The sequence below is a fragment of the Spirosoma oryzicola genome (assembly GCF_021233055.1).
Lineage (GTDB): Bacteria > Bacteroidota > Bacteroidia > Cytophagales > Spirosomataceae > Spirosoma > Spirosoma oryzicola.
The window spans coordinates 4,466,204-4,479,991 of the sequence record NZ_CP089538.1 but is presented as its reverse complement, the minus strand read 5'-3'; the positions used below and the strand labels follow the sequence as shown (position 1 = coordinate 4,479,991).

General features: G+C 46.4%; 12 protein-coding genes. 3 read left to right on the top strand and 9 right to left on the bottom strand.

The window, feature by feature from the left end; translation table 11 throughout:
* Nucleotides 1-26 precede the first annotated feature (26 nt).
* The 8 genes from LQ777_RS19030 to LQ777_RS18995 all read right to left on the bottom strand — a co-directional run bounded on the left by LQ777_RS19030 (nucleotide 27) and on the right by LQ777_RS18995 (nucleotide 8,750).
* The gene (locus tag LQ777_RS19030; protein ID WP_232559523.1) at nucleotides 27-767 is read right to left on the bottom strand and encodes a polysaccharide biosynthesis/export family protein; all 741 of its coding nucleotides are present in this window, start codon (nucleotides 765-767) and stop codon (nucleotides 27-29) included.
* Nucleotides 768-1,555: 788 nt separating this feature from the next.
* A complete protein-coding gene (locus LQ777_RS19025; protein ID WP_232559522.1) occupies nucleotides 1,556-2,476 on the bottom strand; it encodes an esterase-like activity of phytase family protein in 921 nt (306 codons plus the stop codon).
* A gap of 189 nt (nucleotides 2,477-2,665) precedes the next feature.
* Nucleotides 2,666-3,991 carry a Fe-S cluster assembly protein SufD gene (gene sufD, locus LQ777_RS19020; RefSeq protein WP_232559521.1) on the bottom strand — a complete coding sequence of 442 codons (1,326 nt, stop codon included), beginning with the start codon at nucleotides 3,989-3,991 and terminating at the stop codon, nucleotides 2,666-2,668.
* 72 nt (nucleotides 3,992-4,063) lie between these two features.
* Nucleotides 4,064-4,813 (bottom strand): Fe-S cluster assembly ATPase SufC, encoded by a 750-nt coding sequence (gene sufC, locus LQ777_RS19015; protein ID WP_232559520.1) that lies wholly within the window; start codon nucleotides 4,811-4,813, stop codon nucleotides 4,064-4,066.
* Nucleotides 4,814-5,096: 283 nt separating this feature from the next.
* Nucleotides 5,097-6,305: an MraY family glycosyltransferase gene (locus tag LQ777_RS19010; RefSeq protein WP_232559519.1), complete on the bottom strand. Its 1,209-nt coding sequence runs from the start codon at nucleotides 6,303-6,305 to the stop codon at nucleotides 5,097-5,099.
* 192 nt (nucleotides 6,306-6,497) lie between these two features.
* Entirely contained in the window at nucleotides 6,498-7,277 is a 780-nt protein-coding gene (locus LQ777_RS19005; RefSeq protein WP_232559518.1) for a glycosyltransferase family 2 protein, read from the bottom strand.
* The gene (locus tag LQ777_RS19000) at nucleotides 7,274-7,867 is read right to left on the bottom strand and encodes a WcaF family extracellular polysaccharide biosynthesis acetyltransferase (protein ID WP_232559517.1); all 594 of its coding nucleotides are present in this window, start codon (nucleotides 7,865-7,867) and stop codon (nucleotides 7,274-7,276) included. Before LQ777_RS19000 ends, LQ777_RS19005 begins: the two co-directional genes overlap by 4 nt.
* A complete protein-coding gene (locus LQ777_RS18995) occupies nucleotides 7,833-8,750 on the bottom strand; it encodes a glycosyltransferase family 2 protein (RefSeq protein WP_232559516.1) in 918 nt (305 codons plus the stop codon). The genes LQ777_RS19000 and LQ777_RS18995 overlap by 35 nt, the downstream gene beginning before the upstream one ends.
* Before the next feature lie 134 nt (nucleotides 8,751-8,884).
* On the opposite strand from LQ777_RS18995, the gene LQ777_RS18990 reads away from it, so the two are divergent.
* The 3 genes from LQ777_RS18990 to LQ777_RS18980 all read left to right on the top strand — a co-directional run bounded on the left by LQ777_RS18990 (nucleotide 8,885) and on the right by LQ777_RS18980 (nucleotide 12,621).
* Nucleotides 8,885-10,885 carry a sialate O-acetylesterase gene (locus LQ777_RS18990; protein WP_232559515.1) on the top strand — a complete coding sequence of 667 codons (2,001 nt, stop codon included), beginning with the start codon at nucleotides 8,885-8,887 and terminating at the stop codon, nucleotides 10,883-10,885.
* A 66-nt stretch (nucleotides 10,886-10,951) separates the two neighbouring features.
* On the top strand, nucleotides 10,952-11,716 hold the full coding sequence (locus LQ777_RS18985) for a methionyl-tRNA formyltransferase (RefSeq protein ID WP_232559514.1): 765 nt from the start codon (nucleotides 10,952-10,954) through the stop codon (nucleotides 11,714-11,716).
* Between the two features lie 50 nt (nucleotides 11,717-11,766).
* Nucleotides 11,767-12,621 carry a polysaccharide deacetylase family protein gene (locus LQ777_RS18980; protein ID WP_232559513.1) on the top strand — a complete coding sequence of 285 codons (855 nt, stop codon included), beginning with the start codon at nucleotides 11,767-11,769 and terminating at the stop codon, nucleotides 12,619-12,621.
* Here LQ777_RS18980 and LQ777_RS18975 read toward each other — a convergent pair.
* Nucleotides 12,590-13,777 carry a glycosyltransferase gene (locus LQ777_RS18975; protein WP_232559512.1) on the bottom strand — a complete coding sequence of 396 codons (1,188 nt, stop codon included), beginning with the start codon at nucleotides 13,775-13,777 and terminating at the stop codon, nucleotides 12,590-12,592. The genes LQ777_RS18980 and LQ777_RS18975 overlap by 32 nt on opposite strands.
* Nucleotides 13,778-13,788: the final 11 nt, after the last annotated feature.

Here is a 13,788-nt window from a genome sequence, read left to right as displayed (position 1 = left end):
AACGTTCAGGGGTTGTGGTGGTTTCGTTAAGGGCGGGTTGCTATGATGGCAATAATTGATAAAATCCCCGTTATGATTGGGGCAAGTTGATAGGCTCTGTCTACGCTGGTAACACGCACCTTAGCTGGCTCAATATAAACCACATCGTTGGGGTGCAGCGTGTAATAAGGCGACCGAAAGGCGTCGCGTCGGGTCAGGTCAATGCGGGCAAAAACGCGCTGATTGCCCTGCTCCCGAATGATCAAGACGTTATCACGGCGGCCGTAAATCGTTAGATCACCTGCTAAGCCCAGCGCTTCAGGTAATGTGATCTGCTCGCTGGGGATCGTAAAGAGCGATGGCCGTGCTACTTCACCAAGTACCGAGATTCTGAAATTAAGATTTCGTACGTTGACAGTTGGTTCTTTCAGGTAAGACTTAAGCCGACTGCTGATTAACTCACCAGCTTTGGCGGTCGTAAGGTCGACTACTGTCAATTGGCCGATCAGAGGTAGTTTTATGGTACCATCTTGGCCAACTAAATAACCAGACGCCCTCGTTAGCTGATTGGTCGTGTTAGGGACTACGCTAGCTTCAGCCATGGCTGAAGGATTAAAATAGGTTGATGCTTCGGGATTGAGGCTACTAACCTGAACCGACAGCAAATCGCCTTTCTTAATGGTAGGAATAAATGGTTCCGGTATTGTCACCGTATCGTCGCGGGTGGTCGTTTCCTGAAAGTAGACTAATTTCTTAGCCGACGTACAGCCTCCTAGAGAACCCCCCAAAAGAACAATTGTTATTAAACCTACCCATGCGATTACACAGAAATTTTCTTTTTTCCTTGTCACGTTATGCATCATTGATCCCCTGGTGTGGTACTTCTGACTTAGCCTAAGCGCTTCAGAAAACCACTCAGACTTATTTACAATTGGTAATAGAAACCGTTTTTGGACAAAGTAGCCCTGTGAAATACATTTACAAGCTCCGATGAAACTGATAAAATGTACAATTAACCAGTAGTAATACTTACTGGTCACCAGCGTAGTGGACAACTGGCTATTTCTAAGAAAAGTGAAGCACGGTGGAGAGCAAGTTTTGCCAACAATTTGTTAGTTACCTGCCTTATAAATCACTCGAAGATAAAGAGGGGGCAATTCCAGTCAAAGACAATAAGGTCTATCTGAGTAATTTAGGAATTAAATCAAGTTTACATTTTAAGTCCTAATCAAGCTGCTACGGTATTTATTAGTTTAAAATAAAGCTGTTTAGGTAACTATATAATTATAACGATTTTATAAATAATAAAAGGAAAGCTAGTAATACCTAATTAGAAATTTACTATGCCTATTTATTTAATGTGATGCTTATTTATGCTTATAAAACTTTTGTTAAAAATTAGAGTTGCATTATCTTTTAACGCGGTTGTAGCGATCATATATTATATTGTTAAGTTAAATATTAGTTTTATCCTATTTGATAAGTTGGCAGCAATGCCATTTATACCAAGTCGTAAGCGAAATAACGATCACGTATAAATGATCTAAATACTCCTTACCAGGTGACCTAGTTACTTTCAGCGCCGTTGAAGTAGGATAATCTGATTTCGCAATGTTCCTTGCCGACGAAAATTATCATCTGCAACCAAAACAAGTGTTTGTTTCTGAGCATCCGCCCAAGCCATTGCCTCCAAGTTACAAACGATTCCGGGAAACTGAGTATTGAAATCGAAAGCCAGCTGTTTCTGTAACGTTTTGGCCGTTGTGTCCAAGGTAGCCAGGTACAATTTAGCTGTTACACGTTTTTGTGCGGCATCATAGCAGCGTTCTAATACTAGTAAACGCTGATCATCAACAGCGAGTATTTCCGAAATACCGCCTAACCGCTCTTCTCCCTGCGCGAACGGGCAACGATCAATTCTGTATTTGTACCGCTCGGCAATGGGATCAGCAACCTGTGGGTCCGCATACCGGATAAAGCTGATCGTGTCCTGATTTAGTTGCGTTTGGCCTTCCCAACCTGCTTCAGGGGCTACCCAAAGAGTGCCGGAAGGTGTCAATGCTATTCCTTCAAGTCCTTTGTTCGAACCAGGAAGAGGGATCTTTATCAGTAATTTGCAATCGTCATTACCGATTGTTTTTCCGTAATGAAGCGAAGTTACAAATTCATGCTCGTCCGTCCAGAAATAAGTGCTGTCCTGGGCGTTGTAGCGGATGCTTTCAAACCAAAATGGGGTTTTCTGAGCAGCCTTAACACGGGCACCGTCACTTAAGTCTCCGATTTTATGGATGGATGTGAACGTAAAGTGCCAGCCTCTATCGCTGACAAAATGCCAATCACCAGTAGCGGGTATTATTTCAAGTCCGGAAATTCCTCGCAGACTATCCCGAACGAATGGCAGTGTGGTTGAATCTCCCTCGAATGTGAAGCGTATGCTTTGACCAAGCGTAAACGTATTGATGAAAAGCCAGCAAGAAATAAATAAGAGTGTTCTCATCGTTCGGAAAAGATACGCTAAAATAAGCTGGAATTAATTTGCGTCCATAGTCTGTAAGTTTTTTAAATGAATCGCTGGAAAGCAACAGGCTGCCGTCAATGAAGCGTAAAAAAAGAAAACCAGCTTCCATAGAAAAAGCCGGGCATCGTTGACGATTACCCGGCTTTCTGCAAAAAATTTGTGCTCCGCTTACTTAGTTAGCTTTTCTGTTACAACCCGTTCCAGGTATTCCCGAATAGGTTGAATCTTGATCTGGCTTAGTACATCCTGCGAGAAGGCGTAAAGAAGTAACGTTCTTGCTTCGTCTTTTGGAATACCCCGCGACCGCATATAAAACAGCGCTTCGTCGTTAAGCTGACCCGTCGTCGTGCCGTGAGAGCACTTCACGTCGTCGGCAAAAATTTCCAGCTGCGGTTTGGTGTTCATGGACGCTCCCAAAGACAACACCACGTTTTTACACGATTGGTAGGCATTGGTTTTCTGGGCATCGGGCCGTACGTAAATCTTGCCGTTAAAGACCCCCGTACTATTGTCGTCAAGAATGCCTTTGTACAACTCACTGCTGTACGAATTAGGCATAGCGTGGTCAACAAGCGTGTGGTTGTCGATATGCTGACGCCCGTTCGGCATGTAAAGGCCGTACATAAATGCTTCGGCGTGCTGACCGTTGAGAACAATATTGAGATTGTTACGGATGAAGTTGCCGTTAAGCGTGACGGTAGCCGAATAAAAATGACTACTGTCGGTCTGGCTTACCTGTGTTGTACCGATGTGGTAAGCTTTCTCACTCTCGTCCTGGACTTTGTAATACTGCATCCGCGCTTCACGGTCCAGCGCAATCTCCGTCACGACATTGACAAAGCTGGAACGATCGCCAAGCGTTCTGTACGATTCTGCTACGGTTACCTCTGCGTTCTCACCGACGATGATGAGGTTACGTGGTTGAGACGCGATATTCTGCTGTCGGGCATCCGTGACAAAGCGTAAAATGATAGGTTGCTCAACCGTCTTGTTGGCAGGTACGTGAATCACGACACCATCGCTGGCCAAAGCCGTATTGAGAGCCGTGAATGCGTTGTCCTGATAGTCGGCATAACGAGCGAAATGCGAACCTACCAGATCAGGATTTGCTTTTGTCGCTTCTGCAAAACTTGAAATCTGTACTTGTTCTGAGGGGCTGATAATCCGCGAAAGTTCGGGTTGATAGCGACCATTGACAAAGTACAGAATATTACCATCCAGATTGGGTATCTCCAGTGGGACTAGGTCTTCTGTAGTGAGCGTAGTCGGACTTTCGAGGTCAAAAGCTTCCTTGAACAACCCACTAACGTTGGAATACTTCCATTCTTCGTGTCGAATGGTCGGAAAGCCCAACAGATCGAACTGGTTTAAAGCCGCCCGGCGAAGCTGGTGCAACGGGGTTTTACTTTCTCCGTTCATGCGCTCTTCGTTGGTTCGAAAAGCGGCCAGGAGCTGGTTTTTAAATTCGTTATATGATGCGTAAGAAGGATTCATATTCGGTTGGCAGTTAACGGCAAGCAGTAAATAGGTTAGGCTAACTGCCGACTCGTTACTGCTTGATGAGGACTATATTGCTTCGGCTTTGATCCAGTCGTACCCTTTTTCTTCCAGCTCAAGAGCCAGTTCTTTAGGTCCCGACTTAACGATGCGGCCTTTGTACAATACGTGCACATAGTCTGGAACAATGTAGTCCAGTAAGCGCTGGTAGTGGGTAACAACGATAGTAGCCCGTTCCGGCGAACGAAGTTTGTTGACCCCATCAGCTACAATCCGCAATGCGTCGATATCCAATCCCGAATCCGTCTCATCCAGAATAGCCAGCTTAGGTTCGAGCATGGCCATTTGGAAAATTTCGTTCCGCTTTTTTTCTCCTCCCGAAAAGCCTTCGTTTAGCGATCGGCTCAGGAGCGACTGGTCGATGTTGACGAGTTTCATCTTCTCTTTCATCAACTTCAGGAACTGCACCGCATCGAGTGGCTCCTGCCCCCGATATTTGCGAATCTCGTTCATGGCTGTTTTCAGAAAGTTGGTCGTACTCACACCCGGAATTTCGACCGGATACTGAAACGCCAAGAAAATTCCTTCTGCCGCCCGATCTTCAGGGGACATCTCCAGGAGATCTTTGCCATCAAACAACACACTACCGCCCGTTACTTCGTAGTCCTCACGACCTGCCAGAACGGATGCCAACGTGCTCTTACCAGCCCCGTTTGGACCCATAATTGCGTGGACTTCACCGGCATTAACTTGCAGGTCGAGACCTTTTAGTATTTGTTTGTCGCCAATAAAGGCTTGTAAATTGCTGATCGATAACATAATAGAAATAGAACGTGACGGCCAAATGAAGCCGCAAAGATAACAGATGAAACAGTATCTGACTTGTGAGGATAACAAAATCAGCTATCTAAAAGTTGATGTGGGCTCTGTTATTTGTCAAAACCGGCTAGCCTAGCAAAAGAGACCTTCTTAAAATCCCGTTTACGCCAGCGTAACTTGTTTCTAACCTCGGTTAAACGAAACGAAAAAGCAGGACTGGTGTAGTACAGTCCTGCTTTTCCATAATCTAAGTAAATGAGAAAAACTAAGCCGCCGTTAGGGGCTATAGGTAGTCTACGATACGACGGCCAATGATGCCACTTTGCAGCTCCCGACGTAAAACCGCCCGGCGACGACGTGGGTGGGTTGATACGTACATAGCTCGCATCTTCAGCGAAAAGCTTGCAATCATATAAACCCCAAACAAACCTCCTAAAATCAGCAGGGATTGGGTATTTGTGATATTGCGGTGTAGCAGAAAAAACAGCAGGGTGTTTGCCAGTGATGCTCCGCAAAGTACAGCCGTAGCCTGAGCGTGAGAAAGGCCATTATCCAGTAAGATATGGTGCATGTGGTTGCGGTCGGCGGAGAACGGTGAGCGACGTGCAAGAATGCGCACCAGAAACACGCGCAATGTATCAAATATGGGGACAATCAGAATAACGATGGCGATGATGGGCGCATTGAAGAAAGCTGTAGGTTCGAAGCGGTAAGAAGCGTTTAGATTGACAAAACGAACGGCGAAAAAAGCCAGCATGAAACCGATAATCAGGGAGCCTGTATTGCCCATGAAGATTTTACTGGTCTTCGAGAAGTTAAACCGCAAAAAGCCTAGCAGTGCTCCGGTCAGTGTAAAGGCTAAGCAAGCCATCGCGAAGTGGTTAGTCAGTAAAAACCACGCCCCAAATGTGCCGCTGGCAATGGTCGCAATACCACCCGCCAATCCATCAATACCGTCGATAAGGTTAATAGCATTGGTGAGCGCGATAAAAATGAAGCACGTCAACAGGATGCCAACAATTTCGGCGATGTGGTGGAAACCCATGATTCCGTACAGGTAATCGACGCGCAGATCGCCGAAAAAAATCAGAATCATTGCCGCCAGAATCTGGAATATAATTTTTTTGTTGGGATCGATCCCTACCAGATCATCCTTAATACCAATGAAAAACAGGATAGTCATCCCCGCCACTGACAAATTTGTCCGGTATACATCCGTCTGGTCAATGCTAGGCCATAGGAAGTAAGCAATCAGAACGGCAGCATAAATAGCGATACCACCGAATGTTGGTGTAGGGGTGGAGTGTGCACGGCGTTCTCCCGGTTTTTCCATGAGCGATTTAAGCTCGGAAATCTTTATGACGACCGGAATCGATACGACAGATACAAAACAGGCTACCAGAAAAGAAAGAATGCACTGATACAAGCCGAGCTTGAACAGTTCATCGGTCATCTTATTCTGTAGGTAAGCAATTAATAGATCGAGATTCATAAGGCTTTTTAGTTAGGTGAATTACCACCGAGTGACCCTTTATTAGAGCAGTTTATCAGACAAAGCCCATTTATGTTAAAAGGTGTGGAGCGTTTTTTTGCACAAAACTAAGTGCAGAGGTACTTTAGGTTGGCGTAAAAATCTATTCTTTACGCAAAAGCACAAGTATAATTTGATCAAACGGTACGGCTACTACTTAACCGTAGTTGTCGGTATGGCTGGGGGTTTGGTAATGTATTGTTTTAGTTTGCGCAATGGTTTTAGCCATAAGGTGAAAAAATAAGGAGTCAATCCATTCAGTTCCCAGGCGATTCGGTCTTCCTGATTGGCCCGAATCCTGTTTTTAAGGCTGCTATTGCTAATACCACCCGCCCGCATAACAATCGTCACTTCGTCCATATAAGCCAGCTTGGCTTTGTTTTTGTGAATAAAGCGTAACATCAATTCATAATCGGCGGCACTCTTCATGTCGAGTCGGAAAAGACCGTGTTTTTCGTACAACCATCGTTTGGCAAAAAACGACAGATGGCCGGGCATCCAGCCCCACAAAAAAGCATTGTCCCGATACCAGCCTGAACGCCAGTAACGCTTAAGCTTTTGACTATCAAGTCGGTCTACATAAATCATGTCGCCATAAACCGCATCGCTGTTTGTCCGGACAAACGTAGCAACCATGTTGTCAATAACCCGATCATGCCGGTAAAAATCATCCGCATTGAGCAAGCCAATCACGTCGCCGGTAGCCATGCCAATGCCTTTATTCATTGCATCATATAACCCTTTATCCGGTTCAGATACAAATCGAGCAATTTTTGTACCATAAGAGCGAATAATGTCAACAGTTCCATCTGTCGATTTTCCGTCTACAACGATATACTCTATATCTGTATATGTCTGGTTCAGGACTGATTCGATGCAATCCCGGATGTGTTCGGCTCCGTTGAAGACAACCGTAATGATAGATACTTTCACGCTGCAATGTCTCGTTTACGAACCCAGACCGCCGGGTTACCCTGATAGATTCCGTATTCTTCCAGCGAACGGGTAGCTACCGAATTAACCGCCAAAACCGAATGCGAATGACAACGTACCCCTGGGCAGACTACCGCTTTAGCACCGATCCAGACGCCGTCGTCAATTGTAATAGGTTGGCTTGTTAGATCAAAAGTGGATCGCCGATAATTATGGTTGCCTGTCAAAATAAGAGCACCTTGAGACAGGCAGCTATGATCGCCGATCACAACCTCGCTTAAATTGTCAATCCATACCTGTTCGCCAATCCAGACGTGATTGCCTACCCGCAGAAACCAAGGGTATTTGATGTTGACGGCAGGCTTGATAACTACGCCAACGCCTAATTTTGCCCCAAACAGTTTCAAGATAAATCGTTTGATGGCAATAGGAATAGGCAGATATGTATTGAGCGTAACCGAGTTTACCAGAAACCATAAAATGATTTTCCAGCGCGGACCGGGCTTATACCAACTAATATCATAAACCGACAGATCCGTGCGGCCGACTGCCTTCTCAGGGTCGGTTGTTTGGGCTGAGGTCTTTGCCATAATGCGTTCTGAAAAATTCGATAATTGCCTGTTTGTCTCGTCCAGCGTGAAAATACACTTCGAACATTTTGGCGTCTACCAAGAAACGGTACCAAAGTCCTTGCAAAAAGTGCCAAACTAATCCTCGTCTTCCATCCAGAAACCCTAGTCGAACAAAGTACCGATAGAAAAAATACAAAAACGGTCTGGTAAACAAAGGTAATGACGCATATTGTATTTTTAGGTAACGGACTCGTTGTTCCTGCGAGCCAAATAATTTAGGTTCGACTCGTTGCGTCTTGTCGAAATTGTATTTAATGTTCAATAAATCAATGACTTCCCGGATGGCATAATTGTTATGTTTTTGTGTCCACCAAGTAAGGTTGTTCAGATTATGATCAACCAGATCGTGCTGAAACTGAATGGATTTACCTTGTGATAACTTAATGTGTTCGTCCATCCAGGTTTCCTCGCAGATACCTTGCTGACGGCGCCATAGCCGCAGCAGCCAGATTGGATAGTAAGCACCATGCCGTATCCATTTGTCGAAAAAAAGAACTCGTCGCTTAACGTATATGCCCGACACATCATGTGATAACGTCGCCAGACGCTGATTGATTTCAGCCGCTAATTCAGGTAGTACATACTCATCCGCATCCATCCGCATCAGCCAGGTCGTCTTAAACGGCGTATTATCAATGCCGTAGTTGAACTGCATCGCGTAATTAACCCAGGGGTTCTGTACAACAACTGCACCGAGCGAACGAGCAATTTCGACGGTTCGGTCGGTTGAAAACGAGTCGACAATAAATACTTTGTCAGTAAAGGGATGCAGGCTCTGCAAGCACCGGGCAATGTGTTTTTCCTCGTTATGCGTTAAAATTATGACTGATACGTCGGCCATGCCCAAGTAATACTCCTGTTAAAATCGCTTTATCAAAAACAGCTTGTAATTCCGAAATCCGGTTATTTTTACAGAAGCGTTTACTCCTGATTTATGGTGCAATATTATCACTTTTTTTAGAGAGGAAAAAGTCAATGAAGTTACTCCACACCAGCTTGATATTGTTTTTATGCTATTTTACGGTCACAGCGCAAGTACGTTTCGACCAGATACCGCGAGACCTTCAGCTTTATCCGCGCAATGCCGCCGGCCAAGCCGATGTAACCGTTAGCGGTACCGTTACCAATACTGGCTACCAGAAAATTGGGATGCAGGTGCTGCGCGAAGGCCAGCTAATACAAGCTGTTAGCCAGACGCTTGTGTCGTCAGTCGCTAATGCGTCGTTTAAGTTGACGAGCACAATTAAAGCGGAACGGGCCGAATATGAATTCCGGGTTTTTATGTACAAGGGGATTGACTCTACGTTAGTAGCGGATCGGAAGCGTATTGTCTGCGGAGACGTTTATATCATTCACGGCCAATCGAATGCCTTGGCGCTGTCGGGTCTTGAAGAATATTATGCCTTTAATTTTGATGATAAATACCTGCGTAATGCCAGTTACGTTTATGGATCTACGGACATTCCGAACGATATGCGGTGGTACGGGGCCAAAGACCCGTATGGGAGCGTAGGTGGGTTCGGATTGACACTCCAGCGGCTAATTCTAGAGCAGTATGGCATACCAACGCTGGTCCTGAACGGGGCTTACGGTGGAACGGGAATTCTAGCGCTTTCGGCGAGGAATCCGGCCAATCATGCCGATTTAAGCACATTCTACGGACGATTACTTTTTCGGGCGAAGTGGGCTGGCGTCGATAAAAATGTAAAAGCCATTATCTGGAAGCAGGGCGAAGACGAGGCTGGTAATGAACCTGCCGGTTATGACGAGAAATTTAAAACGCTCTACAATCAGTTTCACGAAGACTATGGAAATGCCCGGCTGTACGTTGGCCAAATCAACATTCTGGCCGATAAAGTGGAAGGGGCGGCTGCTCTGCGAGACTTCCAGCGACGAACGAAATATTTGTTTTCTAACGTAGAATCGATTGCGACAATCGGCGGACGCGGTTATGATGGAATCCATTATGATCCGCTCGGACATCAGCAACTGGCTTATGAGCAGTTCCGGCAGATAGCGCGGGACTTTTATGGCTACAAAGACACCTTGCAGATTAACTCGCCGGATATTAAAAAAGTGTTCTATAACGCTCGTAAAGACTCCATCACGCTTGTGTTCGATAACGACATGCAGATGGTCTGGAAAGATACAGCCTATTACAACTTCGCAACCGGGCAGATGATTGGAAGTCGGGCGCTGAAAGATTACTTTTATCTGGACGGACAGGCTGGACTTCTTTCGGGGGGAACCACTAAAGGAAACCAAGTAGTCGTAAGCCTTAGACAGCCGTCGTCGGCTAAATCAATTCGGTACCTTCCCGCTTATTTTTCGGATGCCTTGTCCCCTTTTTACAACGGACCAACGCTTAAAAATTCGCGAGGAATGCGGGCGTTTAGCTTCGATGGCGTACCCATTGCGGACGCCATCTCGACTATAACGACCCTGGCTGCAAAACCGATTTCTGAAAAAGCTATCCAACTAAGCTGGACAACACCCCCAACGGCTCAGACACTAGTTCTGGAACGAAGCGATAGCACACGAGGTGGATTTAAGCGACTTATCACCTTTACTACGAACTCATCTGTCTTGCCAAGTTCATATACAGACGGCAGTTTGTCAAATCCGTTCGGCACGTACTATTATCGGCTCCGCGCGTACAGCAATACTTCGGAGTCAGCATACAGTAACGAGGTTGTTTCGAAACCACTCGTCCTGGGTGTTGCAGAAGTGGAGCCTCCCGTACGACTCTATCCGAATCCATTGGCTGCTGACCGTACTTTGCACATCGAAGCGAAGAATATGACAATCACGTCGGTTGCTGTGCGGGATCTGATGGGGCGGCTGGTGAAAGACTGGCGCGGTAAGGCTTATGATGAGTTGTCAATTGGTTTGGAAGAAGCCGCTGCGGGTCTTTACATCGCCTATCTGGAAACGGCAGATGGACAACAGCTTAGCCACAAGATTATCGTTCGTTAAGAAATGAAGCGTTGCTTTACGATGGATTGCTTAGTTTTGTGACCAACAACCTCTATCTAACGATTTATGCGCCTTGTGATTCTGACGCAGGACGATCCGTTCTACCTCGCCCGAAATATTGATTACCTGCTGAAAAAACTGCCTCCCTATGCTGAAGTTGTAGCTACCGTAGTTTTTGACGTATCGCCATTTGGTAAGCGGGAAAGCTTCGGGGAGAAGATGAAGAAAACCTACGATATTTTTGGGTTACCCTTCTTTGTCCGGTACGGATTTAAGTACGTGCTTTCTAAAATGGATAGCCGTAATAACGTCAGAAAGGTGCTGGCTGACCGGAACATACCTCTGATTACAATCGAAGGAGCGATTAACAAAGACGAAAATCTGGAGAAGATCCGGGCTTACAAACCTGATTTGTTAGTGTCAATTGCCGGTAATCAGATTTTCAAACGGAAGCTGTTAGATGTGGCGACGTACGGTTGCATCAATCTCCACACCGCTCTTTTACCGAAGTACCGGGGTTTAATGCCGTCGTTCTGGGTCTTGAAAAACGGTGAGACACATACAGGTGTATCTGTCTTCTTTGTTGACGAAGGTATTGACAGTGGGCCGATTCTCGTTCAGAAAAAATTGGAGATCGGGGGGATGAGTCAGGCTCAGTTGATCGATGTTACAAAGAAAATGGGCATGGACGCTATCCTGGAGTCCATTGAGAAGATCCACTCGGGCGATTATAAGCTAATCGAAAATGACGCTGCCCAAATGACCTATTTTACGTTCCCGACCCGCGATGACGTTAAAGCGTTTCTTGCCGCCGGAAAGCGTTTCTATTAATTGTAGTCGCTAGCAACGGTCTGCTCCGGTTGTTAGCGACGTTTATACTTATGAATATCCTGACATTTGATATTGAAGAGTGGTTTCATATTCTGGACAATGCGTCGACGCGAACTGAGGCTGAATGGAGCCGCTACGAAACGCGGATTCATGCCAATATGGACCGCATTTTTCAGCTTTTGGAAGACACAAACAGCCGAGCGACTTTCTTTTGCTTAGGGTGGGTAGCTGACAAGCATCCTGACGTTATCCGTCGCATTGATGCGGCAGGGTACGAAATTGCAACGCATTCGTACGCGCACCAGCTTGCTTACGAGCAGACCCCGGCTGAGTTTCAGGCTGATCTGGAACGATCCATTAAGCATTTGCAGGATATTACGGGTAAGAAAGTTCGGTCGTACCGAGCGCCCGGCTTCTCGATCAAAGCCTACAATCGCTGGGTTTTCCCGATTTTGATGGAGCAAGGTATCGAAATTGATTGTTCCGTCTTTTCGGCTCGGCGGGCGCACGGTGGCGACGCGTCTTTGGGCATGTTCGAGCCGGGCTACCTGAATATCAATGGCACGTTGCTAAAGGAGTTTCCGATCAATACGGCGGCAGTGATGGGTCAGGATTTGATCTTCTCAGGCGGGGGCTATTTCCGCTTGCTACCTTACCGGGCAATTAGGGGCTTGATGAACCGCTCGCCCTACGTAATGACGTATTTTCACCCCCGCGACTTCGACGCAGAACAACCCATGATTCCGGGTCTGAGCCGGTCGCGCCAGTTCAAATCGTACTACGGTCTGAAAAACTGCTTGCCCAAGCTCAAACAGCTTCTAATGGAGTTTCCTTTCGTTGATCTGGCGGAGGCTGATCGGCAGGTAGACTGGTCTAAGGTAGTTCAGAAACAGGTGACGATTTAAGTTTTTTTGCGCGTACAATTTTTTCGTATTCATCCAGCAGGCGCTTAGCAACAATGTCGATATCGTACTGTGTTTGTACCAGTGTAGTAGCATTTCGGGCAACCTGCTGGCGGAGTTGAGAATCGCCAAGCATTTTTTCTAGCTCTTTCTGAAGCGCTTCAGGAGTCAGATCACTGATGAGGCCAGCGGCTTCATGTTGACGGATAGTCTCACCAAAACCGACTCGATCCGACACTAAAGCGGGGGTGCCAGCCGCCATAGCCTCGAGCACCGCCATAGAAAAGCCCTCCGAGTACGAAGGCAGCGTGAATAGATCGGCGTCTACAAGGGCTGCCTTCTTGTCGTCACCGGTCAGCATACCTACAAGGTGAATAGAATCACCAAGCTTATTGTCTTCTATAAACTGCCGGGTAGTCGCTTCATAGCCATCGTTACCCCCGGCTATTGCCAGGACAGTATCTGGATGGTGGCGGACATATTCTTTGAATGCCGGTAATAACAGGCCAAGCCCTTTTTTTACATTAAGCCGGCTCATGAATAAGACCAGCTTTTTGGACGAGGGTAAGCCAAATTTCTGTCGAAACCTGCCTTTTGGCGGTAACTGCGCAAAATCACTCAGCTTAATGCCATTCGGAAGGATAACAACATTGGAATGAGGAGTACCCAGATAGCGAAGTATGTCTTCTCGCTCGTCTGTGTTGTTTATTTGAATTAGATCCGCCCGGCGGAGAAATCGTTTCTGAGCCAGCGTGTCCATCAACTGTTTTTTCCAATTGTTGTGCGCGTATACCCAGCGGTCGAGCACGCCATGAATCGTGATCACTTTTGCTACACTGTGATCAATCATGAACGGAGCCAGCGTTCCAAAATGCCAGAGACCGTGACAGTGAATAACGTCGTATTCTTTGCTGTGCTTTTTGATATACTGATAAAGCTCGCCCGAGAATTCTCTGAAGTAACGGCTGATCACCGGTGTGCGTCGGCATAAAATCAGTCTAGCACCCTCTGGAACCGGATACGGTTTTTCGCCAGCAGTAATGGGGCTGAGAATATCGACCTGATGACCATAGCGCAAAGCAACCTGCGTGTGGTCGAAGATGATTTTGGGTGGGCCTCCGGCTTCCCAGGTATAAGCACAAATATTTAAGATTCGCATAAACGTGCTGC

Coding starts and splice junctions, on each gene's coding strand:
- LQ777_RS19025 (WP_232559522.1), bottom strand. CDS start 2,476: ATGAGAACACTCTTATTTATTTCTTGCTGGCTTTTCATCAATACGTTT.
- sufD (WP_232559521.1), bottom strand. CDS start 3,991: ATGAATCCTTCTTACGCATCATATAACGAATTTAAAAACCAGCTCCTG.
- sufC (WP_232559520.1), bottom strand. CDS start 4,813: ATGTTATCGATCAGCAATTTACAAGCCTTTATTGGCGACAAACAAATA.
- LQ777_RS19010 (WP_232559519.1), bottom strand. CDS start 6,305: ATGAATCTCGATCTATTAATTGCTTACCTACAGAATAAGATGACCGAT.
- LQ777_RS19000 (WP_232559517.1), bottom strand. CDS start 7,867: ATGGCAAAGACCTCAGCCCAAACAACCGACCCTGAGAAGGCAGTCGGC.
- LQ777_RS18995 (WP_232559516.1), bottom strand. CDS start 8,750: ATGGCCGACGTATCAGTCATAATTTTAACGCATAACGAGGAAAAACAC.
- LQ777_RS18990 (WP_232559515.1), top strand. CDS start 8,885: ATGAAGTTACTCCACACCAGCTTGATATTGTTTTTATGCTATTTTACG.
- LQ777_RS18985 (WP_232559514.1), top strand. CDS start 10,952: ATGCGCCTTGTGATTCTGACGCAGGACGATCCGTTCTACCTCGCCCGA.
- LQ777_RS18980 (WP_232559513.1), top strand. CDS start 11,767: ATGAATATCCTGACATTTGATATTGAAGAGTGGTTTCATATTCTGGAC.
- LQ777_RS18975 (WP_232559512.1), bottom strand. CDS start 13,777: ATGCGAATCTTAAATATTTGTGCTTATACCTGGGAAGCCGGAGGCCCA.